The organism is Kitasatospora sp. NPDC056184, assembly GCF_042268405.1.
Classification (GTDB): Bacteria; Actinomycetota; Actinomycetes; order Streptomycetales; family Streptomycetaceae; genus Kitasatospora.
The window spans coordinates 406,773-430,641 of the sequence record NZ_JBHJUI010000005.1; the positions used below are offsets into that span (position 1 = coordinate 406,773).

The 23,869-nt window shown below is 75.2% G+C and carries 19 protein-coding genes and 1 pseudogene; 11 read left to right on the plus strand and 9 right to left on the minus strand.

What is annotated here, in order from left to right; genetic code table 11:
• Nucleotides 1-88: 88 nt before the first annotated feature.
• From ACFC0B_RS13835 to ACFC0B_RS13845, 3 genes are all read left to right on the plus strand, one after another.
• The gene (locus tag ACFC0B_RS13835) at nt 89-757 is read left to right on the plus strand and encodes a class I SAM-dependent methyltransferase (RefSeq protein WP_376085873.1); all 669 of its coding nucleotides are present in this window, start codon (nt 89-91) and stop codon (nt 755-757) included.
• A gap of 299 nt (nt 758-1,056) precedes the next feature.
• On the plus strand, nt 1,057-1,695 hold the full coding sequence (locus tag ACFC0B_RS13840) for a DUF6193 family natural product biosynthesis protein (protein WP_376085876.1): 639 nt from the start codon (nt 1,057-1,059) through the stop codon (nt 1,693-1,695).
• Nucleotides 1,696-1,752: 57 nt separating this feature from the next.
• Nucleotides 1,753-2,157, plus strand: a complete 405-nt coding sequence (locus tag ACFC0B_RS13845; protein WP_376086002.1) for an SRPBCC family protein — start codon at nt 1,753-1,755, stop codon at nt 2,155-2,157.
• 17 nt (nt 2,158-2,174) lie between these two features.
• Here the strand turns inward: ACFC0B_RS13845 and ACFC0B_RS13850 are convergent, their stop codons facing one another.
• Nucleotides 2,175-3,989: an NAD-binding protein gene (locus tag ACFC0B_RS13850; protein ID WP_376085878.1), complete on the minus strand. Its 1,815-nt coding sequence runs from the start codon at nt 3,987-3,989 to the stop codon at nt 2,175-2,177.
• A 200-nt stretch (nt 3,990-4,189) separates the two neighbouring features.
• On the opposite strand from ACFC0B_RS13850, the gene ACFC0B_RS13855 reads away from it, so the two are divergent.
• Nucleotides 4,190-4,789 carry an HdeD family acid-resistance protein gene (locus ACFC0B_RS13855; protein ID WP_376085881.1) on the plus strand — a complete coding sequence of 200 codons (600 nt, stop codon included), beginning with the start codon at nt 4,190-4,192 and terminating at the stop codon, nt 4,787-4,789.
• Nucleotides 4,790-4,870: 81 nt separating this feature from the next.
• Here the strand turns inward: ACFC0B_RS13855 and ACFC0B_RS13860 are convergent, their stop codons facing one another.
• Nucleotides 4,871-6,370 carry a CoA transferase gene (locus tag ACFC0B_RS13860; RefSeq protein WP_376085884.1) on the minus strand — a complete coding sequence of 500 codons (1,500 nt, stop codon included), beginning with the start codon at nt 6,368-6,370 and terminating at the stop codon, nt 4,871-4,873.
• A gap of 69 nt (nt 6,371-6,439) precedes the next feature.
• Here ACFC0B_RS13860 and ACFC0B_RS13865 point away from each other — a divergent pair, with 69 nt between their 5' ends.
• Complete coding sequence (locus ACFC0B_RS13865; RefSeq protein WP_376085887.1) at nt 6,440-7,165, plus strand: MBL fold metallo-hydrolase; 726 nt, start codon at nt 6,440-6,442, stop codon at nt 7,163-7,165.
• 108 nt (nt 7,166-7,273) lie between these two features.
• Here ACFC0B_RS13865 and ACFC0B_RS13870 read toward each other — a convergent pair whose 3' ends face one another.
• Entirely contained in the window at nt 7,274-8,614 is a 1,341-nt protein-coding gene (locus ACFC0B_RS13870; protein WP_376085890.1) for a cytochrome P450, read from the minus strand.
• Nucleotides 8,615-8,989: 375 nt separating this feature from the next.
• Here ACFC0B_RS13870 and ACFC0B_RS13875 point away from each other — a divergent pair, with 375 nt between their 5' ends.
• Nucleotides 8,990-9,895 (plus strand): hypothetical protein, encoded by a 906-nt coding sequence (locus ACFC0B_RS13875; RefSeq protein WP_376085892.1) that lies wholly within the window; start codon nt 8,990-8,992, stop codon nt 9,893-9,895.
• Between the two features lie 402 nt (nt 9,896-10,297).
• Here the strand turns inward: ACFC0B_RS13875 and ACFC0B_RS13880 are convergent, their stop codons facing one another.
• On the minus strand, nt 10,298-10,606 hold the full coding sequence (locus ACFC0B_RS13880; protein WP_376085894.1) for a zf-HC2 domain-containing protein: 309 nt from the start codon (nt 10,604-10,606) through the stop codon (nt 10,298-10,300).
• Between the two features lie 55 nt (nt 10,607-10,661).
• On the opposite strand from ACFC0B_RS13880, the gene ACFC0B_RS13885 reads away from it, so the two are divergent.
• The 4 genes from ACFC0B_RS13885 to ACFC0B_RS13900 all read left to right on the plus strand — a co-directional run bounded on the left by ACFC0B_RS13885 (nt 10,662) and on the right by ACFC0B_RS13900 (nt 15,601).
• A complete protein-coding gene (locus ACFC0B_RS13885; protein ID WP_376085896.1) occupies nt 10,662-11,249 on the plus strand; it encodes a sigma-70 family RNA polymerase sigma factor in 588 nt (195 codons plus the stop codon).
• A 324-nt stretch (nt 11,250-11,573) separates the two neighbouring features.
• The gene (locus ACFC0B_RS13890; RefSeq protein WP_376085899.1) at nt 11,574-13,046 is read left to right on the plus strand and encodes an MFS transporter; all 1,473 of its coding nucleotides are present in this window, start codon (nt 11,574-11,576) and stop codon (nt 13,044-13,046) included.
• Between the two features lie 56 nt (nt 13,047-13,102).
• Entirely contained in the window at nt 13,103-14,464 is a 1,362-nt protein-coding gene (locus ACFC0B_RS13895) for a cytochrome P450 (protein ID WP_376085901.1), read from the plus strand.
• A gap of 117 nt (nt 14,465-14,581) precedes the next feature.
• A complete protein-coding gene (locus tag ACFC0B_RS13900) occupies nt 14,582-15,601 on the plus strand; it encodes an L-tyrosine/L-tryptophan isonitrile synthase family protein (RefSeq protein ID WP_376085904.1) in 1,020 nt (339 codons plus the stop codon).
• Between the two features lie 194 nt (nt 15,602-15,795).
• Here ACFC0B_RS13900 and ACFC0B_RS13905 read toward each other — a convergent pair.
• From ACFC0B_RS13905 to ACFC0B_RS13915, 3 genes and pseudogenes are all read right to left on the minus strand, one after another.
• A pseudogene (locus ACFC0B_RS13905) lies at nt 15,796-16,587 on the minus strand (ABC transporter ATP-binding protein); the annotation flags it as partial.
• Nucleotides 16,584-17,702, minus strand: a complete 1,119-nt coding sequence (locus ACFC0B_RS13910) for a FecCD family ABC transporter permease (RefSeq protein ID WP_376085905.1) — start codon at nt 17,700-17,702, stop codon at nt 16,584-16,586. The pseudogene ACFC0B_RS13905 and the gene ACFC0B_RS13910, both read right to left, overlap by 4 nt.
• 3 nt (nt 17,703-17,705) lie before the next feature.
• The gene (locus tag ACFC0B_RS13915) at nt 17,706-18,797 is read right to left on the minus strand and encodes an ABC transporter substrate-binding protein (protein WP_376085907.1); all 1,092 of its coding nucleotides are present in this window, start codon (nt 18,795-18,797) and stop codon (nt 17,706-17,708) included.
• A 176-nt stretch (nt 18,798-18,973) separates the two neighbouring features.
• Here ACFC0B_RS13915 and ACFC0B_RS13920 point away from each other — a divergent pair, with 176 nt between their 5' ends.
• Nucleotides 18,974-19,780: a helical backbone metal receptor gene (locus ACFC0B_RS13920; RefSeq protein ID WP_376085910.1), complete on the plus strand. Its 807-nt coding sequence runs from the start codon at nt 18,974-18,976 to the stop codon at nt 19,778-19,780.
• A 396-nt stretch (nt 19,781-20,176) separates the two neighbouring features.
• Here the strand turns inward: ACFC0B_RS13920 and ACFC0B_RS13925 are convergent, their stop codons facing one another.
• Entirely contained in the window at nt 20,177-21,196 is a 1,020-nt protein-coding gene (locus ACFC0B_RS13925; protein WP_376085913.1) for an LD-carboxypeptidase, read from the minus strand.
• A gap of 168 nt (nt 21,197-21,364) precedes the next feature.
• Nucleotides 21,365-23,692 (minus strand): hypothetical protein, encoded by a 2,328-nt coding sequence (locus ACFC0B_RS13930; protein WP_376085915.1) that lies wholly within the window; start codon nt 23,690-23,692, stop codon nt 21,365-21,367.
• Nucleotides 23,693-23,869: the final 177 nt, after the last annotated feature.

The following is a 23,869-nucleotide window of genomic DNA, read 5'->3' on the forward strand; positions in this document are numbered from 1 at the left end:
CTGGACACGCTGCCCCGATTCCGCCCCCTGACCCGCGCCTCGGGCACGGGCACCACCCGCCTGCCAACTCTTCTTCGAGGGACATCCGTTGCCTGCACAGCACGACATCGCATCCGAGCGCGAACTCTGGGACACGTACGCGGCCGGCATCAAGGACGACGTGTTCGACGCCGGGCCGGTCTTCCGCTGGACCCAGTACGCCGATCACGGGCCGGGCCCGGAGCTGCTGGGGTCGCCGGCCTCCGCGCTGGAGATCGGGTGCGGCACCGGCCGGGCGTTGGCCGCGTTGGCCGGGCGGGGAGTGAGGGTCACGGGTGTGGATCTGTCGCCCGTCATGGTGGAAAGGGTCTCCGAGTGCCGGGGGCAGACCGGCGTCCGGATCCACTGTGCCGAGGTCCTGGAGTACCTGAGCGGCACCGACGAGACGTGGGACGCGGTCTACTCGGTGTTCGGGGCCGCCTGGTTCACGGACCCGCTGAAGCTGCGCCCCCTCGTCCTCTCCCGTCTGAACCCCGGCGGCGTCCTGGCCTTCTCGCACCCGCCCGCCATCCCCGGCGCCTACGGCCCGCAGGGCATGTACAAAGGCGGCTTCGCCGGGAAGGCGCTGTACACGTACCGCTACTCCTACACACCCCGCAGATGGGCCGGCCTGCTTCGGCGCAGCGGATTCGAGTCGGTGGAGGCCGCGGTGCTCGACGCCCCGACCGAGGGCCACATCGGAACACTGATCGTCACGGGCAAGGCCCCGGGGGCCTGACGTCGGTGAGACGGGCTTCCGGTCGCGCGGGCCCAGGTGGGCGTTCTGGATCCATCCCGCTCCCCCGGCTCCAGAGGTGAAGCAGCCCGGTCCTCGACGCTTCAGGGACCGGGCCACCCGGCAGAACCGGACGGCTCCGGCTCAGGAGGTGATGATCGGGCTGCGGACCGCGTCGCCGGGGTGATCGACATCTACTCGGGCCGGACCGGTTCGGGCAGACTGGGCGGATGACATCCGAGGTGGGGCTTGGTAGGGGTGACCGGGGCGAGGACGGGGCGCTTGCCGCTGCGTTGGGGCGGGTGGCCGAGGAGCTCGGGCTCGTGCTGCCCGAGCCGGACGGGAAGTGGGCGCGCCTGGCTGAGTACGGCGACGCGGAGGGCGGTCGGCTGGTGACGGTGTGTCCGCCGGAGCGGAAGGGGCGGAGCTTCCGGGTGGACCTTCTGCTGCGCGGCACGCCGCTGGCCTCCGGGGGGACCGCGGACCTGGCCAAGGCAGCCAGGGCGGTGGCGGCGTGGACGGGCGGTGCGGGGCTGGAGGAGACCCGGGCGCGCGCCCCGTTCATCCGGTTCAGGCCGTGGGCCCTGGTGCACGAGCGGGAGCCGTTCGGCCCCGTCGAGCTGAGGTGGCGGGTCAAGCTCGACCGCGTCCACTCGGCGCCGTACAGCAGCCACCCGCGCGTCCACGCGCTGCTGGCGGCGGCGTACGCCGAGCCGGTGCTCCGTCGGCTGATGCCGGTCAACAGCCACTTCAACCTCTGGTTCTCCACCAGCGTCGAGGAGTTCTGGAAGACGCCGGTCGGGTACCTCATCAGCCCGTACGACGAGGAGCGGTACGGGGTGCGGCATGATGGCGAGTTGATCGCCCGCACCGAGACTCCGGAGGAGGCCGTCGCCCTCGTGGTGGCCGCCCTCCCCGAAGGGCTCGGGCCGGCGAGCTGAGGGAACGGACCGCCGGGAGTATCCGGCGCACGGGGAGAGGGGACGGCCATCGCCACCATCGTTCAGGACATCGTGATCGAATCCGACGCCGAGGACGTGTGGGACGCGGTCCGGGATGTGGGGGCGGTGCACCGGCGGCTCGTTCCGGGCTACGTCCTGGACGTCCGGATGGAGGGCGACACCCGGTACCTGACCGTGCCGCCCGGGGACGCAGTCGTCCGGGAGCTGATCGTCAGTGTGGACGACGGGCTGCGCCGGCTCGCCTATTCGGCGGTGGAGGGGTTCCGGATCCCGCTCACCCACCATCACGCCTCGTTCCAGGTGTTCCCCGAGGAGCCCGGGCGGTGCCGGCTGGTGTGGACCACCGACGTGCTGCCGCACGAGATGGTCGAGCAGGTGCGGCCGCGGGTCGTCCGGGGGGCCGAGGTCATGAAGGAGACGCTGGAGCGGCGGACCGGTTGAACGGCGGCTGACGGCGGTCAGCGGTCGGCCGTCAGCGCGGTGTTGAGGCGGGCGAGGCCGCTGCGGGTGGCGGCCACGACGACGCTGTCGCCGGGTTCCAGGGTGCGGGTGCGGTCGGCGTACCTCCACTGGTAGAGCGCCGGGTTGCGGGCCAGGCGGACGGCGAGGACGCGGATGCCGCCCTGGTCCTCCAGGTCGTGGCGGTTGAGGCCGATCAGGCCGCTGCCGAGCTCGGCGGTCAGTTCGGCGATGAGCAGCACGTGGCGGAACACCGGGAGGGTGCCGAGTACTTCGCGGCCCATCAGGGCGGCGGCGAAGGCCGGGGCGGCGAGGTAGGAGGTGGAGCGGGAGGCCGCGTTGTCGAGGGTGGCGTAGACGTGGCTCGCGAAGCTGTCGTCGAAGAGGCGCAGGACCACCCGGACGTCGGGCCGCACCGCCCGGGCCTCCAGGGCGGCCTCCAGGTTGGTGGCGTCGTCGCCGCTGACGGCGACCACCGCGCGACTGTGCTTGACGCGGGCCCGGCGCAGCTGTTCGGCGAGCGGGCCGTCGTCGACGACGACCGGGACGCCGAGGGCGCGGACGGCGGAGATGCCGCGGGCCTGCGGGTCGCTCTCCAGGCCGACCACCGGGACGCCGAGGCCGTGCAGTCGGCTGACCACCCGGGTGCCGACGTTGCCGAGGCCGACCACGACGACGTGGTCGCGGGTGCCGGCGCCGGGGTTGCGGGGCTGGCCGCGGCGGCCGGAGGCGAGGACCTCGACCATGATGGCGGTGGCGACCGGGGCGAAGGTGATGCCGCAGAAGGTGATCACGACCTGGGCGACCCGCTGCCAGGTGCCGCCGGTGCCGGAGCCGTCGCCGCCTCCGGGCTGGTCGGGCTGGGCGGCGCCGGCGAGGTCGAGCAGGGAGGTGTAGAGCGTCCAGGCGAAGTTCCCGTTGAGGTGCCAGAGCAGGCCGAAGGCGAGCAGCACCGCGACCAGGGCGGTGATCAGCACCAGCCGCAGCCGGGCGCTGGTGAAGAACCGCAGGGTGTCGAGCAGCCTCCAGCGCAGCCGACGCCACCAGGCGATCCGTACGGCGGGGTCGCCCGGGAGGGTCTGCAGGGCGGCGATGCCGCCGGGTTCCGGGTCGGGTTCGGCCGCTCCGGCGGCGAGGCGGGCGTCGGCGCCGGAGCGGATCGGCCCGTCGTCGCCGAACTCCCTGGCCAGGCGGACGTAGGAAGCGGAGTCGCCCTCCTGGTCGGGCAGCAGGCGGATCCGGCCGAGGTCCTGGCGGTCGATCCGGTCGGCGACGATGCAGAGCCGGTCGGACCGGATGTCGTCGTCGTGGGCGATGTGCAGGAAGCGGTCGCCGACCTGGACGGAGTTGGGCCGCGACAGGGCGGCGTCGGCGAAGGCGGGGGCGGCGGTGGCGGATCCGGAGAGGGCGGTGCCGTTCCTGAGCAGGCGTTCGATGTTGGCGCCGAGCCGCTGGTTGAACATCCGCAGGACGATGCGGATGCCGGGGTTGTGTCCCTGGGCGGACAGCGCGGCGTGGATGTTCCCCTGGTCGTCGCCGTCGACGAAGGCGATGCCGCGCGCGGTCTCGATCCGGACGGCGCGCAGGGCCTCCTCGGTGACGCTGCTGTACTCGACGACGGCGGCGACGCCCTCCAGCTGTTCGATCCGGGGTGCGTGGTCGCGGGTACGGTCCGGGACGAGGACGACGACCGGTACGTCGTAGTGCTCGACGAGTTCGAGGGCCAGGCGGTGGGCGAGGGCATTGCCTCCGCAGACGATGTAGTGCTGGCTGATCGGCTCGACCGGAGGGGTCCCCCACCCTTCAGAAGTCATATCGACGGATCTTATCGACGCCACGCAAGGCGGAGGTGGCGTTCCGGTAATCCCGGGGGAAACCCGTTCGATCGCCCGAACGGGTGTATTCGGCGCGCGGGCGGCGGCGTGCAGGGCGATCGTGGGGAGCGCTCGCCCGTCCGCGCGCCGAGGGTGCCCGCTCGCACGCCGGGGCGCCCGATCCCCTGGAGGACGCCACCGTGGTTTCCCCGATCATCACCCCCGACGGCTCCCCGGTCCAGGGCCCGCTCGGGCTGCTCGCCAGGGCCGCCTGGCAGGTCCTGCTGATCGCCGGCCTGGTCTCGCTCGGCCTCGGGATCGTCGTGTTCGTCTGGCCGGAGGAGACGCTGCTGGTGGTCGGCGTGCTGTTCGGCGTCTATCTGCTGGTCATCGGCATCGTGCAGCTGGTCGCCGCGTTCGGCACGCACGCCACCACCGCGATGCGGGTGCTGGCGTTCATCAGCGGCGCGGTCTGCGTGCTGCTGGGCCTGCTGTGCTTCCGCAGCGCGGCGCGGTCGGTGCTGCTGCTCGCGATCTGGATCGGCATCGGCTGGCTGTTCCGCGGGATCACCCAGCTCGCCGCCGCCATCTCGGACGAGACCATGCCCGCGCGCGGCTGGCAGGCGTTCGCGGGTGTGGCGAACACCCTCGCCGGGGTGCTGCTGATGGTCTGGCCGGCCGGATCGATCACCGCGCTGACCGTCCTGGCCGGCTGCTGGCTGCTGATCCTGGGGCTGATCGAGATCGTGACGGCCTTCCAGGTGCGCAGCACCGCGAAACGGATCCCCTCGGGCGTCTGAGGGCGCCGGTCCGACTGGTCCGACCGGTCCGGCCGGTCCGGCTTCGGGCGACCGGCCGGACCGGCGCCGCCGGCAGGTCGCTCAGCGCCAGCGGGGCGCGTCCGTGCCCCAGCGCCCCGGCGGGCGCTCCCAGTCCGCCGGGGCGCCCGCGTACCCGACGGGCGGCAGCGCGTACCGGAGCCGGCCGTGGGGCGCGTCGGTCTCGGTGAGCCAGCGGGCGGGGTCGTAGGGCTCGTCGTTGGGCAGCACGTGCGGGTCGGCGGTGGGGGCGATGCCGTGCAGCAGCCAGGAGGCCGTGCCGGCCAGGGAGTAGCGCAGGTGGCGCCCGCCGGGCCGGACGGTGCGCTGCTCGGTGAGGGCCCGCAGCACGCCGGCCGCGATCAGGTAGCCGGTGCCGTGGTCGAGGGCCTGGGCGGGCAGGACGCCGGGGCGGCCGTCGGCGCCGGCCTCGGTGGCGGCGATGCCGCAGCCCGCCTGGACCAGGCTGTCGAAGCCGCGCCGCCCCGCCCACGGGCCGGTCCAGCCCCAGGCGTTCAGCTGGACGGCGACCAGGCCCGGCCGACGGGCGAGCAGCGCGTCGGGGGCCAGCCCGTACGCGTCCAGCGCGCCGGGGCGGTAGCCGGTGACGACGACGTCGGCGGTGGCGAGCAGGTCCTCGAAGGCGGCCCGGTCGGCGCTGTCGGCGAGGTCGAGGCGGGCGGAGCGCTTGCCGAAGCCGGTGTCGGCGTGGGCGTCCTCGGCCTCGGGCAGGCGGGACGGGTCGAGGCGCAGCACGTCGGCGCCGAGCAGGGCGAGGGCGCGGGTGGCGACCGGGCCGGCGATCACCCGGGTGAGGTCGAGGACCCGGATCCCGGCGGCGGGCCGGTCGGCGGGGGCGGGGGCCAGCGGCCGGGGCGCCGTCCCGTCGGCGGCGCGGACCTCGACCAGCGGCAGCGCGGTGTCGCGGACCGGCGCGACGGCGACGGCGAGCGCCCCCGCCGCGTAGGCGCGCTCCTGGACGGCCGCGGCCGGCAGCTCGCGCAGCACGGCGGCGAGCCGCTCGGGCCCGGTGTCCTCGGGCAGGCCGAGGGCGGTGAGCAGCCGGTCGCGGTGGTGGGGGTAGTTGGCGTGGGTGCGCAGCCAGCCGTCGGCGGTCGGCCAGAAGCCGGAGAGCGGCGCGAAGGAGACCGGGGCGCGGCCGTCGATCCGCAGGTGGCGCTCGCTGACGAAAGCGGTGGCGACCGCGCCCTGGTCGATCCGCACCCGCGGCACGGGGCCGCCGGTGCGCAGCGCGGCGAGTTCGGCGGCGGCGAGCGAGCAGGCGGCGACGGTGGCCCGGGCGAGGCGCCGCACGGGCAGGCGGGAGGGCAGCACGGCGTCGGGGCCGTGGAAGGAGACCCGCTCCAGTAGCGCGGGCGGCCCACCGAGGGCGTGCCAGGCGTCGGCGGTGGGTCCGTCGACGGCCGGCGCGGCGGCGGGTCCGTCGAGGGCGGCGGGCGCGTCGGCGGTCGCGGGTACGCCGGCGGTGGGGGTCGGCGGCCGGTGGGTGGGGGTCGGCCGGTGGGCGGGGCCGGACGGTGCGGGGAGCGGACGGTCGGTCATGTCGGCATTGTGCGCCGCACCGTGGGTAGGCGCAGTGATGTCGGCCACCACGCCCCCAGGAGGACCCGCTTGGCCAGCTCCCGCCCCGACCGTCCGTCCGCGATCCGACGGCTCGACCTCGGCTACTTCTTCCGCCCCGCCGGGGAGGCGGGCAACTCCGGGCCCCGGGTGGAGCCGGTGCTGGCGTACCTGGTGCGCCGTCCGGAGGGGCTGCTGCTGTTCGACACCGGCCTCGGCGAGGGCGATCCGGAGGCCGACGCGCACTACCGCCCGGTGCGGCGGCCGCTGACGGCGGCGCTGGCGGCGGCGGGGGTGGCACCGGGCGACCTCGACGCGGTCGTCAACTGCCATCTGCACTTCGACCACTGCGGCGGCAACCCGCTGCTGGCCGGGGTGCCGGTGTGGGTGCAGGCCGCGGAGCTGGCGGAGGCCCGGGCGGGCGGCTACACGATCGACGCGCTGGTGGACTTCCCGGGCGTCCGCTACCGGGAGGCGGCCGGGGAGGCGGACGTGTGGCCGGGTGTGCGGGTGGTGCCGACGCCCGGGCACACCGCCGGGCACCAGTCGCTGGTGGTCGCCGGGCCGGACGGCTGCACGGTGCTGGCCGGCCAGGCGTACGACACGGCGTCCGCGTACGGCGCGGCGGTGCTGGCGCGCCGGGCGGCCCGGGAGGGCGTGGTCGGCGCGCCGCTGCCCGGGTACCCGGCCTGGCTGGACCGGCTCGCGGCGGTCGGCCCGCGCCGGGTGCTGTTCGCGCACGACCACGCGGTGTGGGAGCCGGCCGAGGCGGGGTGAGACGAGGGACTGCTCGTCGGAAGGGTCGGCGGGGTCGGCGAGGCTGGCGGGGTCGGCGGGATCGGCAGGGTCGGACGATCCGGACGGCTCGGGACGGCTCGGGACGGTTCAGAAGGTGAAGCGGAGCGCGCGGATCCGGTGGTCGAAGCTGGACGGGACGAACTCCGGCTCGCCGACCGACCGGGCCTCGGGGAGCCGGGTGAACAGCTCCCGGTAGAGCACCTTCATCTCCTGCCGGGCGAGGTGTGCGCCGAGGCAGTAGTGCGGCCCGCCGCCGCCGAAGCCGAGGTGGGGGTTGGGGCTGCGGGCGATGTCGAAGGCCTCGGGGTCGGTGAAGACGGTCTCGTCGCGGTTGGCGGAGCCGTAGTAGAGCACCACCTTCTCGCCCGCCCGCAGCAGCGGGCCGTCGGGGCCGCCGAGCCGGTGGTCGACGGCCAGGGTGCGGCGGAACTGGATGATCGGTGTGGAGTGGCGGACGATCTCGTCGACCGCGCCGCCGAGGTTCCCGTCGAGGTCGCCGAGGAGCAGGGCGCGCTGCTCGGGGTGGGCGGTGAGCAGGTGGAGGCCGTGCGCGAGGGCGTTGCGAGTGGTCTCGACCCCGGCGACGAGCAGCAGGGAGAAGAAGGCGCCGAGTTCGCGGCCGGTGAGGCGGCGCCCGTCGACGTCGGCGGTGACCAGGGCGGAGATCAGGTCGTCGGTGGGCCGGCGGCGGCGTTCGCGGCCGAGGTCGGCGACCATGCCCTGCATCCGGGCGAGGGCCCGCAGCCCGCGGCCGGGCATCCGGATCCGCTGGCGCAGCGGGCGCTGGACGCCGGTGTGCTCGGAGGCGTGGTCGACCTGGTCGAGGATGGCGCGGCGGGGTTCCTCCGGGATGCCCATCATGTTGCAGATCACCCGGAAGGGGAGTTCGGCGGCCACCGCGTTGACGAAGTCCGCGGGGCGCTCGCGCTCGACCCGGTCGACCAGTTCGGTGGCCACCAGGCGGATGTCGTCCTCGACCCGGGCGATCAGGCGCGGGGTGAAGGCCCGGGAGACGATGCGGCGCAGTTGGGCGTGCCGGGGGTCGTCCAGGTTCACCATCGAGTCGCCGAACAGGAGGCGGACCCAGCGGGCCGGTTCGGGGGTGGTGACGCCGGGTCCGCTGAGGAAGACGTCGGGGTTGCGGCTGGCCTCGACGACGTCGGCGTGCCGGACGAGGGCGTGGAAGCCCGGGGCGTCGCCGAAGCGGGCCGGGGCGGGCAGGCGGCGCAGCTCGGCGAAGGCGGCGGCGCGGGCCCGGTCGGGCAGCCGCCAGAACGCCGGGTCGGCGAGGTCGGCGAGGTCCGCGAGGACGGCGAGGTCGGCGCCGGGCGCCGGGGAGGCGGGGTCGGGGACGGGAACGGGAACGGGGGCGGGCGCCGTGGCGGCGGGGTCGGCGCCGATGGCGGCCTCGGGTGCGGTGGTGTCCATGCCGGGTCTCCTGTCTCCTGCTGCCGTCGACGTCCGTGCGCGGGGGCGTGAGTGCGTGTGTGCGACATCACATCCAGAGCATCACATTCAGTACGGATCAGTACGGACGGTGTCAAACCGGTATGACGGGATGACGAACACCCTCCGGCACCCCGGTCGGCCGGCCTCGGCACGGCAGCCCCTCGCGCACCGTCGGGATCCGGCCAGCACACCGTCACCGCCCGCACCAGCGTCCTCGACCCCGCGCAGGCGGCGTCGGTGCCCGAACGGCTTGCCCGGACGGACCGCCCCCGACGGGGCGGAACGTGCGCGGGCAGGGACGGAACCGGCCAATACCGGAGGGTGCGGTACAGGTCGGCGGAGGCGGGTGCGACGATGAGTGTCATCGTGATGACCGACCGGATCCGCTCGCTGCGCGCCGTGGTCTTCGCCGCGCTCTGCGTGGCGCTGGCCGCCACGGCGCACGTCGCCATGGCCGGTTCCGGAGTGTCCGCCCCGGTCCTGGCGGGCGCGTTCGGTCTCACCCTCGGCGTCACCTGGCTGCTGGCCGGCCGGCGGCGCGGGCTCGGGGTGATCAGCTGCTGGATGGTGGCGGCGCAGACGGCGCTGCACCTGACGTTCCAGCAGGCGGGCTCGCTGTTCGGAGCCGGCGGTCCCGCCGGCGCGCAGCAGACGGACTGGGCCTCGCTGCTGCTGTGCAATCCGGAGGCGACGCCCACCGGGCTGTCCTCGGACGACCTGGCGCTGATGGCCGGGCTGGACCCGGACGTCCCGCCGACCGGCGCCGCGGCCGTCGCCCATGCGCACGGCACGGCGGCGACCGCCGGCCTCCCGTCCGCCGCCGGCTCCGGGACGACCGGGCACGACGGCATGGGCGGGATGGCCGACATGGCCGGTATGACCGGGAGCACCGGTACCGGCGGGTCGAGCGGTATGGGCGGCATGAGTGGCATGGGCGGCATGGGCGGCCACGACATGGCCGCGCACGGCATGTCGACCGGCATGATCACCGCCCACGTGGTCGCCGCACTGGCCTGCGCGCTGCTGCTCTGGCGCGGCGAGACGGCGCTGGTGCGGCTGTTCGAACTGCTCGGCGCGCTGGGCTCGGTGCTGGCGGGGGCGCTGCTGGCGCCGCTGTTCGTCCTGTTCGCCCGGGCCTCCGGCTACCGGCCGCCGGACGCGCCCAGACCCGCCGGCCACCGGGCCCGACTGCCGCGGTCGGTGCTGCTCTCGCACGCCCTGGTCCGTCGCGGACCCCCCGCGGCCGCGTTCGCCCGCTGACGCGCCCGCCGCCGCTCCCGGACACCGCCGGTGTCCGCCGCGCGGCGGGCAGGTCGCCCCGCGCCGCAGCCGCGCCGCCGGGTACCGCAGCCCTCCCCCGGACGACCGCCGACCGATCGCGCACCACCGCCCCCGCGCCTGCCGCCGGGAAGGCCGTGGGCCGCGCGGCCGGCCGGTGCGCCGGGGCCGGGGTCCCGCCGGTACCGACGGAGGCCGCTGCTGCCGGGGTCCGGGCCCGTGCGTGCCGACCGTCCCCGCCGCCACCGCGGCCGGGGCCGGGTGCGCGCGGCCGCCCACCGACGCCGACGGTGCCGCCCGCAGCGGCATCGCACCCGGTCTTCTCCTCAGGACACCTTCATGCCTGACTTCGACGGCGCACCGGCTTCGCCCGGCGCCACCGTCCTACCGCGTCCGTCCGTCGTCCCCCTGCCCGGGACGGCCCTCTCCGGCTCCCCCGTTCTCGACCCCGCCGGGGCCGACCGCCCCGGGGCCCTCCGTGCCGAGGCGCGCGAGGAGCTTCGCCGTCCAGTCCGCCGACGGCTCGCCGGCCCCGTCCGCGAGCAGCGGACCACGCAGTCGCTCCGCCCGCTCCAGCCACTCCCGGCACGCCGCGCACCGCGCGACGTGCTTGTCCAGCCGGCGGTCCGGCACACCAGCCGGTTCGCCGTCGAGGCGGGCGGACAGAGCGGTACGGAGTTGCGCGCATCTCATATGACCATCGTCCCGCACCTCCTCCGGGCTGGGACCGACCGGGTGGGGGACCGTCGTGGATGACGAGCAGCTCACCGCGCTCGCCCTGGCCGCCCGCGCGGGCCGGCCGGCCGACGTCGAGGCCTTCGTCCGGGCCACCCAGCGGGACGTGTGGCGGTTCGTCGCCCACCTCACCGACGTGCAGTCCGCCGACGACCTCGCCCAGGAGACCTTCCTGCGGGCCCTGCGCAGCCTGCCCGGGTTCGCCGGGCGCTCCTCCGCCCGCACCTGGCTGCTGTCCATCGCCCGGCGGACCGTCATCGACCGCTACCGCACCGCCGCCGCCCGGCCGCGGTGCGCCGCGCTGCCGGACTGGCAGGAGGCCGCCGAGCGGCAGGGCACCGCGCCCGCCGCGGGCTTCGAGGACGGCGTGGCGCTCGGCGACCTGCTGGACCGGGTGCCCGCCCAGCGCCGCGAGGCCTTCGTGCTCACCCAGGTCGTCGGGCTGAGCTACGCCGAGGCCGCCGAGGTGGCCGGCTGCCCCGTCGGCACCGTCCGCTCCCGGGTGGCCCGGGCTCGCGAGGAGCTGATAGCCCGGCTCCGGGCGGCCGAGGCCGGGGAGCCGGCGGCGGCCTCGGCCGCCGAACTGGCGGCGGTCGGCTGACGAGGAGGCGGCGCGCCGACGGGCCGGCGAACCGGCGAACCGCGACGACGGGGCCGACGACAGCACCGGCCCGCTGACAGCTGACGGCTGACAGATTTCAAAATCTGTCAGCCGTCAGCTGTCATCTGTTATCTGTCAGCTGTCACTTGTCAGCCGGCGGGTGCTCAGGGTGAGCAGGCAAGATCGGCCATCGTCGTCATGATCCGGCCAAGCCGTAAAAATCCCCCACCTGTTCGGAACTCGGACCGGGCCGCCTCCGACTGCTCTACCGGACGCCGACGCCGAGGTGGCGTCCGGACAGCACGGGGGAACGGAGGATGACCCATGGCAACGCAGCAGTCGCCCGCGACCGGCACACCGGGTGACAGCCCGGCCGGGGCGCCGGTGGACCGGTGGAGTCTGGTCTTCGCCGCCGGCCTGATCTCCTTCGTCGCGATGCTCGACATGAACGTCGTCAACCTCGCGCTCACCGACATCGCGAACGCCCTCGACGTCTCCCCCACCACCGCCCAGTGGGCCGTGCTCGGCTACCAACTCCCGCTGGTGGCCCTGCTGCTGCCCGCCGGACGCTGGCTGGACCAGGTCGGCCTGCGCGCCGCCCTGCTGCTGTCCGTCGCCTGCTTCGCGCTCTGCAGCGCGCTGGCCGCCGCCGCGCCCTGGGCGAGCTGGCTGATCGCCGCCCGCCTCGCCCAAGGCGCCTTCGGCGCCGTGCTCTTCGTCCTCATGCCGGTCCTCGCCGCCACCGCCGTCCGCCCGGAACTGCGCGGACGGGCGATGAGCGTGCCCGCGACCCTGGGCCCGCTCGGCGCCGTCCTCGGCCCGGTGATCGGCGGCCTGCTGCTGGACCACGTCGGCTGGCGGGCGATCTTCCTGGTCAAACTGCCGATCTGCCTGGCCGCCTGGCTGATCGCCCACCGCGACGCCCCGCGCGTCGGCGGACGGCTGCGGCTGCCCGACCGCGGCTCGCTCGGCGACGCCGCGCTGATCGGCTCGGCGATCGCCGCCGTCCTGCTCGGCCTCACCCTCGCCCCGGACGCGCCGCTCTGGCTGCTGCTCGCGCTGCCCTCCGTCCCGCTGGTGCTGTTCTGGCTGCGCCGCCCCGGCGGGCGCCCGGTCGCCACCGTGCTGCGCGCCTCCGGCACCGCCGCCGTCAACGGCTCGGTGCTGGCCCTCGCCGCCGGCTTCGCCGCCAACCACTTCCTGCTCGCCCAGTACCTGCGCCGGGAGGACGGCGAGAGCGCGACCGGCACCGCGCTCACCATGCTGGCGTTCCCGCTCGGCATGGTGGTGGCCAGCCGCTTCGGCGGACGGCTCGCGGACCGCTGGGGCGCCCGCCCGACGGCGATCACCGGCGCCGCCGTGACGGCCCTGGGCATGCTGCTGATCATCCCAGTGGACACCGACTGGTCCTCGCCCGACATCGCCTGGCGGCTCGCCGTGGCCGGCGTCGGCATGGGCCTCAACGGCGGCCCCGTCCAGGCCCTGGTGATGACCTCGGCCCCGCCGGACCAGCTCGCCACCGCCGGCTCGGCCGTCCAGCTCTCCCGCAGCCTCGGCTTCGCCCTCGGCCCCGCGCTGGGCACCGCCGCCACCCTGTACGGCGCCACCGAGATCGCCGGCGTGCGGGCCGGCCTCACCCTCGCCGCCGTCGCCGCCGCCCTCGCCGTGGCCCTGTTGACCCTGCACCACCGCACCACCAAGGGCCACAAGCCCAACGATCCCACCAAGAGCACCACGAGCAGCACCAGTACCGAGAGCACCACCGAGAACGACCGGACGATCGGCAGCCCGGCGTGACGGAACGCCACCACCCGGACTGCACACGGCAGATCCATACCGGAGGAACAACCGCAATGACCGACACCGTCCACGACCCGACCGCGGCGGGCGAGGCGGCCGACGGGCCCCGCTGCCCGTTCGGCTACGACGAACTCCCCAGCCCCGTGCCGCTGTTCGGACCTGAGTACAAGAGCGACCCCTACCCCCTCTACCGACAGATGCGGGCCTCCGGCCCCGTCCACCGGGTGACCTTCCCGAGCGGCGTCGGCGCCTGGCTGGTCACCGGCTACAAGGCCGCGCACGAGGCGCTCAACGACCCCCGGCTCGGCAAGAACCATGCGCTCGGCAACGACGAGTGGCGCCGGCTCGCCTCGATCATGCCCGAGCCGCAGCACTCGCAGCTCCAGGCGCACCTGCTGCACCAGGACCCGCCGAAGCACACCATCATGCGCAAGCTCGTCCTGGACGCCTTCTCACCGCGCCGGGTGGAGTCGCTGCGCCCGCGCATCCAGGAGCTCGCCGACGCCCTGGTCGACGAGCTGCCGCCGACCGCCCCGGCCGGCGGCAGCGACCTGGTGGCCGGCTTCGCGGCCCACTACCCCTTCCGGGTGCTGGCCGAAGTGATCGGACTCCCCCAGGAGTTGGCCGTCAAGTTCGACCGCGACTGGGGCAAGGTGGTGCAACCGGTGGGTCCGCAGGACCCGGGCCGACCGGCGTACGAGGGCCGGTTGCGCGGCCTGCAGACCTACATCGCCGAGGTGGTCGCGCACAAGCGCGCCACCCACGACCCCGCCGGGCCCGACGTGGACCTGCTCGGCCGGCTCGTCGCCGCCTGCGACACCGGCGAGTTGAGCCCCGAGGAGCTCGACTCGATGGTGTTCCAGCTGCTGGTCGCCGGCCAGGAGCCGGTCACCAACCAGATCACCACCATGCTGATCACCCTGCTGCGCCACCCCGATCAGCTCGACCGGCTGTGCACGAGCCTCGACCCCGACACGCCCACCGCCGAACCCGGCCTGCTCACCCGGGCGATCGAGGAACTGCTCCGCTACGACGGCGCGTTCGAGCTCACCACCTGGCGCTTCTTCGCCGCGGACAGCGATCTGCACGGCACCACCGTCCCGGCCGGCGACTCGGTGATCGTCTCGCTCGGCGCCGCCAACCGCGACGAGGAGCAGTTCACGGACACCGACGTCCTGGACTTCGACCGCTCCCCCAACGCCCACCTGGCCTTCGGCCACGGCATCCACTTCTGTCCCGGAGCCGCCCTGGCCCGGGCCGAGCTCCAGATCGCCATCGGCACCCTGCTCACCCGACTGCCCGGGCTCCGCCCGTCCGTCGCCGACGACGAGCGCATCGACGCGCTCGCCTGGGTACCCGCCGTCCTGGCCCGCGGGGTGAACCGGCTCCCGGTCGCCTACGACCGGCGGATCTGAGCGCCCGAGACGGGGCCACCACGCTTCTCCCTGCACCCACCACAGCGTCCCGGTGAACACCGCCGGGGCGTGGCTCCGCCTGCCCGAAGCCCGTTCACCGTTCCATGGAGGACCACCATGCCGCCCGCCGGCACCGTCACCGACAACTCCAGCAACCGCCAGGCCGACAGCAACGAGAGCGACGTGACCGCGCAGACCACCACCGGGTACACCGCCCCCGACCAGCAGACCGTGGCCCGGCTCTCCGCCGAGATCGTCGACCTGCTGCTCCCGCACCGCCGCGCCTCCGACCCCGAGGTCGACGCCACCCCCGCCGACTTCCCGCTCCAGCTGGAGCAGGTGGCGGACTTCATCACGGCCGGGGACCCGATCCTCTTCACCCTCCCCGGGTTCCCCTGCAAGTCCCCCAACCTCGCCAAGGTGCTCGGCCACCTGCCCGACGAGGGCGAGCGGCTCTCGCTCACCTTCCTCAACGGGCTCGCCGAGCAGATCGGCAAGCTCTACGAGCCCGGCGCCAAGATCCTGATCTGCTCCGACGGCCACATCTTCGGCGACCTCATCCACGTGCCCGACGACCACATCGACCAGTACTCCGACGAGCTGACCGCGATGATCGAGCGCGAGGGCCTGACCCACCTCGACACCTTCGACCTGCGGGCCGTCCTCGGCGACCTGCCCTTCGACGAGAAGCGCGCCCGGGTGCACGCCCAGTACGCGCCGACCAAGGAGGAGCTGCGCGAGCAGGTGCTGACCGACGAGGAGACCGCGAAGCTCTATCGCGGCATCACCCGCTTCCTCACCGAGGACACCTTCGGCTGGACCGGCACCAAGTCCGCCCTCCAGAAGGACTGCCGCCAGCGCGCCTACGGCGTCATCCAGCGCAGCCGCGCCTGGGGCGACCTCATCGCCGAGCAGCACCCCCGCTCGTTCCGGCTCTCCATCCACCCGCAGAAGGCCGGCGTGCTGAAGTTCGGCATCCGGCTGCTGGAGCACGCGGACATGTGGATGACGCCGTGGCACTCCTCGGTGCTCCACCGCCAGGACGGCGGATGGGAGTTGCTGCGCAGCGAGGAGGCCGCCAAGGCCGGCCGGCTGATCGAGCGCAACGGCCGCCCGAGCCACTACGAGACCTCCTGACGCTCGACGGACGCCGGGGCGGCGGCGACCGGGTGCCCGACGGACGCCCGCAGCCCCGCCCCGGACAGCGGCGCGCCCGCCTCCGGGACGGCCACGTCCGGCCCGTCCACGCCCGGCAGCTCGACGCCGGGTCCGTCCACGGCCGGCATGTCCCGTCCCGGGGCCGCCGCTGAACGCCGCGCGCCCGGCCCCGGAAGCCCGGGGCCGGGCGCGTCGGCCGGCGTGCGGTGGTCGAACGCGATCAACGGGTCGCCCGTCAACGGGTGTTCGACCACCGCCGCCCGCACGCCGAACACCTCGGCGAGCAGCTCGGCGGTCAGCACCTCGCGCGGCTTCCCCGAGGCGACCAGCGTGCCGCGGTGCAGCACGTGCAGCCGGTCGCACACCGAGGCGGCCGCGTTCAGGTCGTGCAGCGCGACCAGGGTGGTGCGCCGCTGCTCGCGCAGCAGCGCGAGCAGCTCCACCTGGTGCCGCACATCCAGGTGGTTGGTCGGCTCGTCCAGCACCAGCACGTCCGGCTGCTGCGCCAACGCCCTCGCCAGCAGCACGCGTTGCCGCTCCCCACCGGAGAGCTGGGCGAACCGGCGGTCCGGCGCGTGCGCCATGCCGACCCGCTCCAGCGCCTCGGCGACCAACCGGTGGTCCTCGGCGTCGTCCTTGGCGAAGGCCCGCTTGTACGGGGTGCGGCCCATCGCGACCACCTCGCGGACGGTCAACTCGAAGTCCCCGCCGCGTTCCTGGGGCAGCGCCCCGATGTGCCGGGCGGACTGCGCCGGGCTCAGCTCGGACAGCTCCCGCCCGGCCAGCAGCACCCGGCCCGCGCTCGGCCGCAGGTGCCGGTACACGGTGCGCAGCAGGCTGGACTTGCCGCTGCCGTTGGGACCGACCAGGCCGGCGATCTCGCCCTCCTCGGCGACCAGGTGGACGCCGGCCACCACGGTCCGCCCGGCGAGGGCGACGCTCACGTCTTCGACGGCGATTCTCAATTCCGCTCCAGTCGTCGGTCCAGCAGGTAGAGCAGGGTGGGCGCGCCGAGCAGGGCGGTCACCACGCCGATCGGCACCTCCTGGCCGTCGAGCGCGGTGCGGGCGAGCAGGTCGACGACCACCAGCAGCACCGCGCCGGTGAGGGCGGACAGCGGCAGCAGCCGGCGGTGGTCGCCGCCGACCAGCAGCCGGCACACGTGCGGGACCATCAGCCCGACGAAGCCGATCGCCCCGGAGACCGCGACCAGCACCCCGGTGAGCACGCTGGTGACGGCGAAGATCTCGCGCCGCAGCCGGGCGACGTCGATGCCGAGCCCGGCCGCCGTCTCGTCGCCCATCAGCATCGCGTTCAGCCCCCGGGCGCGGCCCTGGAGCAGGACCGTGCCGAGGACCACGGCGGCGGCGGGGACGGCGAGTTGGCCCCAGGTGGCGCCGCTCAGGCTGCCCATCAGCCAGAACAGCACGCCCCTGGTCTGCTGCTCGTCGCCGGTCTGCAGGACGAGGTAGCTGGTGAGGCCGGTGAGGAACTGCCCGATGCCGATGCCGGCCAGCACCAGGCGTAAGGGGGAGAAGCCGCCGCCGCGCCGGGCCAGCACCCACACCAGCGAGAACGCGGCGAGCGCGCCGAGGAAGGCGGCCACCGAGACGGTGATCCCGGCGATGCCGCCGATGGTCAGCTCAAGGCCGAGGCCGCTGCCGAGCACGATCACGCCGACCGCGCCGAGCGAGGCCCCGGAGGAGATGCCGAGCAGGAACGGGTCCGCGAGCGGATTGCGGACCAGGGCCTGCACGGCGGTGCCGACCACGCCGAGCCCGGCCCCGACCACGGCCGCCAGCAGGGCGCGCGGCACACGCAGTTGCCAGACGATGAGGTCCCGGGTGCCGGGCGCCGGGTGCTGTCCGGTGAGCCGGCGGCCGACCACCTCCCACACCTCGCCGGGCGGGATGTCCACCGCGCCGAGCGAGACGGCGGCGGTCAGCGCGACGACCAGGGCGGCGGTGAGCACGGCGGCGAGCGGTCCGGCTTGCAGCGACCGGACGCGCTTGCGCCGTGCGGCGGCGCCGGCGCCCGCGAGGTCGGCGGGCGCCTCGTCGGCGGCGGTGGCCCGGGCCATCGGCTACTGCCCGTTCTTCACGAGCGCCGGGTGGATCGTCGCGGCGATCTGCCGCACGGTGTCGGCGTTGCGGGTCCCGGCGATCGTGGTGACCTCGGAGCCGATCCGCAGGAAGTGCCCCTCCTGGACGGCCTTCAGGCCCTGGGTGGCCGGGAATCCCTTGAGGAACGCCTCGGCCTCGTCGAAGGCCTTGCGGTTCGCCTCCTCGCTGCCGCGGTTGCGCACCGCGAGCTGGATCCAGTCCGGGTTCTTCGCCACCACGTCCTCCCAGGAGACGGGCCGGAAGTCCGCGTCGCAGTCGCCGAACACGTTGCGCGCGCCGGCCAGGGTGATCACGGCGTTGGCGACCTGCTTGCCGCAGACGGCCATCGGTTGCTTTGTACCGGCGTCGAAGTCGAAGAGGAAGTACCCGGGACGCTGCGCCTCCGGTACGCCCGCGGTGGCGTTCTTGACGTCCGTGATCTGCTTCTCCATCGCGCCGACCAGTTCCTCGGCCCGGGCGGACGTCCCGGTGACCGCGCCGAGGCGGCGGACGTCCTCCTCGACGGCGGCGAGGTCGGTCCGCGGCCCCTGGGCGGCCTTGGGGCCGGTGGCGCAGGCCGTGGAGAGCAGCAGCACGTGCTGGACGGCGGCCGCCTTCAGCTCCTCCTCGGTCGGCCCGGCGCCCGCCGCCCCCATGCCCGGCATCGGCCCGAAGGTGTCCACGTAGAGGTCGGCGCCGGAGCCGAGCAGCTTCTCCTTGGGGATCAGCGTGTCGCCCAGCACGGGCACCTTCGCGCCCTGGTCGGCCACGGCCGCCGGCAGGCTGCCCTTCCCGGGCGGGAACCCGGTGCCGATGACCCGGTCGCCGGCGCCGAGTTGGAGCAGCATCTCCAACCCGGCCGCGTCGCTGGTGACGATCCGCTGGGGCGCCTGCTTGACATCGGTCTCCCGTCCCGCGCAGTCGGCGACCTTGACCGGGAAGGCCCCCCCGGCCCCCGCCTGGGCGCTCGTACCGCCCCCGGCGCCGTCCCCGCCCCCGTCACCACCACCGGAGCATGCCGTGGCGAACAGGGCGACGGCGGCCGCGATACCGCAGAAGACGCGAGGGCGCATCAGAAACTCTCCTGGTCCATGGTTGTGCTCGGGTTCGTCCTGTGAACCCGGACCAGTAGTCGGCCGCTGTGCCCGGCCGGTTCCCGTGAGTTTGCCCGTCCGGGCGCCGATCGGGGCGGCGGCGGGGTAGCGGGCGGGGTAGCGGGTGGGGCGGCGGCGGTGGTTAGGGTGGTGGGATGACGTCCCTTCCCGTTCCCGGCGGTGCGGCGGTCGACGACCTCGGGTCGGCGCTGCCGCTCGGTCCTGGGCCGGTGCGGCGGGTGGTGTCGCTGGTGCCCTCGCTCACCGAGGCGCTCGCCGCGACCGCGGACGGGCTGCTGGTCGGCGCCACCGACTGGTGCAGCCACCCGGCCGGCCTCGCCGTGGCCCGGATCGGCGGCACCAAGAACCCGGACGTGGCCCGGATCGTGGCGCTCGCCCCGGACCTCGTGATCGCCAACGACGAGGAGAACCGCCGCCCCGACCTGGACGCCCTGCGGGCGGCCGGCCTGCCCGTCTGGGTCACCGACATCCGCACCCTCGACCAGGCGCTCCGCTCACTGGACCGGCTGCTCACCGTCGGCTGCGGGCTCCCCCGCCCGCCCTGGCTGGACGCCGCCGGGGCCGCCTGGGCCGAGGTCCGCCCGCTGCCCGGAGCGGCCCGCCGGGCGGTGGTGCCGATCTGGCGCCGCCCGTGGATGGTGCTCGGCCACGACACCTTCGCCGGCGACCTGCTGCGCCGCCTCGGCCTGAGCCTCCCGCACGCCGAGGACCCGTCCCGCCCGGAGCGCTATCCCGCCGTCCCGCTCCCCGAGCTGCTCGCCGCCCGCCCCGACCTGGTCGTCCTGCCCGACGAGCCCTACCGCTTCACCGCCGCCGACGGCCCGGAGGCCTTCCCCGGCATCCCGGCCGCCCTGGTGAGCGGCCGCCACCTCACCTGGTACGGCCCGTCCCTGGTGGAGGCCCCGGCCGTCCTGGCGGACCAGCTGGCCCGGGCGGATTAGCCCGCCTCACCCCGATTGCCCGGGCCCGTCCCCCGTCGGGGTGAACGGTCCAGGTCCCTCCCACCGCCCGTGTCAGCTCGACGAGGGCGGCCACGGCCGCGACGGCTGCGACGGCCGTCGGCGTGTCGGACAGACGCAACGGTGCGTCCGGAACACCGTTCCGCGCGCAGGTCTCCACCCGGCCGTCGCCGTCGAAGGCGTGCAGCAGTAGCTGGGGGTCCGGACCGCATCAGGCCGGACGGTTGTCCTCCGCCCGGGCGGCTGCGGCGTCGACCCTGTCCACGCAGGCCAGGAGGTGTTCAGGGGCCGGACCGGGGATGCCGCAGGATCGTCCCCGTGTCCGCGACCGTGTCCGGGCCGGGCCGGGCCGGGCCGCGGCGTCTGCGGCCTCCTCGCTCAGCGCGGGGTGACGGCCGGTTCGTCCAGGCTCAGGGCGCGGACGGTGGCGTCGACGGTCGCGCGGATGCCGAGCGGCAGGGGCAGGTTGGGGCCGGCGTGGCCGAGGTCCACCTGGCCGAGCACCGGCAGCGGCCGGTCGCCCAGGACGTCGAGCACGACCTCGCGCAGCGACGGCGCCGGCGCGTCGTCCGCGCAGCCGGTCGCGGTGACCCGGTGCGGCACGCCGACGACCAGTCCGGCGATCCGGTCGAACACGCCGGACATCCGCAGCAGGTGCAGGTCCTGCCAGACGGCGGACAGCGGCCGCTCCACCTCCTCCCAGAACAGCACCGCCCCGTCGAAGCGCTCGGCGGGCAGCGCGTAGGGCGTCGCCTGGAGCGCGACCAGCCGCCCCAGCAGGCCGCCGACCAGCGGTCCGGAGGCCCGGCCGGGCCGCCAGCACTCCCAGCCGCCGGAGGCGCGCAGTCCGGGCAGCGGCCCGAGCGGCACCGCCGGGTCGGTGAGGGCGCGGCGGTAGAGACCGGTCAGCGTCGCGGCGGTCGTGGCGGCGCCGCCGTCGTCCGCGGCGCCGTGCCAGGAGCCGCCCAGTCCGTAGGTCGCCATGTCGCCGTGGAGACCGGCCAGACCGGTGCGGGCGTGCAGCGCGAGCAGGAGCAGCGAGACGTCGCTGCACCCGAGCACCGGCTTGGGGTCGGCGCGGACGGCGTCGACGTCCAGCCGGTCCAGCCAGCCGGCCACGGCCTGCCCGCCGGTGTGCGCGACGATCGCCCGGACCTCCGGGTCGCGCAGCAGCCGGTTGAACTCCTCGGCCTGTGCCTCGGGCCCGGCCGCCGCCCACCAGCGGCGCCGCCCGGGCTCGGCCAGCGGCGTGCGGCGCACGCGGAAGCCCATGGCCGTGAGCATGGCGACACCCCGCTCCAGCAGGGGCACGGCGTCGGCCTCCAGAGGTCCGGCGGGCGCCGCGACGGCGACGAGGTCGCCCGGGGCGAGGGCGCGGGGGCGCAGGACATCGGGCACGGGGGGCTCCGCTCTGTCGGCGATGATCGGCGTTGATCGGTTTGTCCGACCGTCGCCGAGTCTCAACAGCCCACGCCCGTCCGGCAATCGGATTTCGCCGGGTGGACACGCGGAAAGGCCCCGGGACGCGGTCGGTGACCGTGTCCCGAGGCCTTCTCCCGGAGTCCGTCAGCCGCGCGCGGCGGTGACGGCGGCGCCCAGCGCCTCCTTGATCCGCGGCCCGAGGCGGGCGAAGCCGAGCTCCTTCATCGCCGCCCGCAGCAGTTCCTCGTCGCTGCGCTCGACCCCGTCGCCGTCGACCCAGCGCACGATCGCGAGCAGTTCCTCCGCGGAGTACGCGGTCACCGGCCGGCCCGGCGTGAAGTCCGGCTTCTCCGGCTGCCCACCGGTCTCGGGGGCGGTTTCGGCGGCGGCCTCGGGCTCGGTGGCGGGCTCCTCGGCGGCCTCCGCCACCGGCTCGGCCTTCTCCTCGGCCGGAGCCTCGGCAGCGGGCTCCGCCACGGCCTCGGCAGCAACCTCGGCCACCGGCTCGGCGGCAGGCTCTGCCTCGACCGGTGCCTCGACAACCGCTTCCTCTACGGCCTCGACCTCGACCGCGGTCTCCGCCACGGGCTCCGCGATCGGCTCGGGCGTCGCCTCGACCTCGATCTCAACGCCCGGCTCAACCGCAACCGGAGCCTCCTCGGTCGGCTCCGCCGCGGCCGGTGCCTCGGCAACCGGCTCGACAACCGCTGCCTCTACGGCCCCGGCCTCGACCACAACCTCCGCGATCGGCTCGGGCGTCGCCTCAACCTCGTCGGCCGGAAGCTCGGCGACAACCTCAGCAACCGGCTCAGCCTCAACCGGTGCCTCGGCAACCGGCTCGACAGCCGCTGCCTCTACGGCCGCGGTCTCGACCACGACCTCCGCCACCGGCTCCGCGACCGGCTCGGGCGTCGCCTCAACCTCGACGGCCGCCTCGACGACCTCGTCGGCCGGTCCTTCAGCCTCCGGGGTCTCCGCGACGGCCCCGGCAACAGCGCCGGCCTCGGCCGTGGCCTCCGCGACGGGCTCCGGCTCCTCATCGGCCACCTCGGCCGCCGGGGACTCCTCCACCGCTGCCGGCTCGGTGTCGTCGACGACGACGAACGCGGTGACCACGGCGGCGGCCGCCTCGGGGGTCTTCTCCGCCTCGGTCTCGGTGGTGGCGGGGTCGATGGTCTCGGCGTCGGGGGCCGAGGGCTGGGCCGGCGGGGTGGTGGTGACGCCGACCAGGTCGTCGGCGGCCGGCGAGGGGGCGGGGAGGGTCACGGTGAGCGGCTGCTCGTCGGCCGTCGCCTCCGCGTCCGCATCCGTCGCCCCGACCTCCGACGCGATCTCGGCCTCAGCCTCGATCTCGGTCTTGGTCTCGGTCTCGGCCTCGGCCTCGGTCTCGACCGCGACAACAGCCTCCGCCGCGTCCTCCTCCTTCTCCCCCGCCGCCGGCGTCAGGCCGTCGCGCTGCCCGCCCGCCAGGGCCTGGCGGGCGCCGTAGGCGGCCTCGGCGGCGCGGCGGTCGGCGCGGGCGGCGGCGAGTTCGGTAAGGAGGTCGGCGAGGCCGGCGTCCTCCAGGGTGGCGCGCAGGCCGCGGAGGGTGGGGAGGCGGTAGAGGGTGCCCTCGTCGGCGGCGAGGCGCTCGACCAGGTCGACGAGGTCCGGGAAGGACAGCGCGTCGATGTCCTGGCCGGGCAGCAGGCGGGCGAGTTCGCGCACGCCGGTGTTGATGGACTCGAAGGTCTGCGCCGTGCGGTGGGCCAGGGCGGCGTCGGACGGGGCGGTGGGCAGGGTTCCGGCGGGGGCCAGGGCGGCCCAGGCGCGGCGCTCGACCTCGGCGGAGGCGAGCGCCTCGTGGAGGTCCTGGACGCGGGGGCGGCCGGTGGTGGCGGCGAGGGCGGTGGCCTGCTTGCGCAGCGAGCGGCCGCGCAGCCAGGAGAGCTTGACGCCGCGCTCGCGCCGCCAGGACCGGTCGGCGGTGGCGGCGATCAGGCCTTCGAGGTCGGCGTCGTACGCGGCGAGGGCGAGCACGGTCGAGGTGCGGCGGACGAGCTGGAGCATCTCGACGAGCACCGCGGTCTTGCCGACGGTGTCCGGCTCGTCGAGCTTGACGTCGGCGGCGAGCGCGGTGACGTCGTCCCAGACCTGCTGGAGGTCGTGGCCGCGCAGCTCGGCGAGCACCGTGGACGCGGCGCGGGCCTCCTCGGGGGTGGCGACGGTGTCGACGGCCGCGTACCAGGGGTGGGTGTCGGCGGTGAGCGTGAACGCGCCGAGCTCGGCGTAGCGGCCGAGCTCCTCGCGGAGGTCGGTGTCGGCCGTGGCCGCGGTGCCCGCGGCGTCCGCCGTGTTCGTCGTGTTCGTCGTCTCCGTCGTGTCCATGGTCTCGGCGGTGTCCGTGGCGGCCTTCGTGTCCGTGGTGTCCTTGACGTCTGCGGAGCCGGCTGCGTCGGCCGCGTCGGCGTTGCGGGAGTGAAGCACTGTCATGTGAGGTCCGGTTCTGGGCGGCTGCGGCGGGGGCGTGGACGGGCGGCGAGGGGGCGGCGGTCCGGGTGCGCGGCGGGCCTCGGAGCGAGGGGCCGGGGGCGCGCGGTCGGGCTGCCGGTCGGAGGCCAAGAATACGGGTGCCCGTTCGAGCCATGCACGCACCCACCGCCCCTCGGG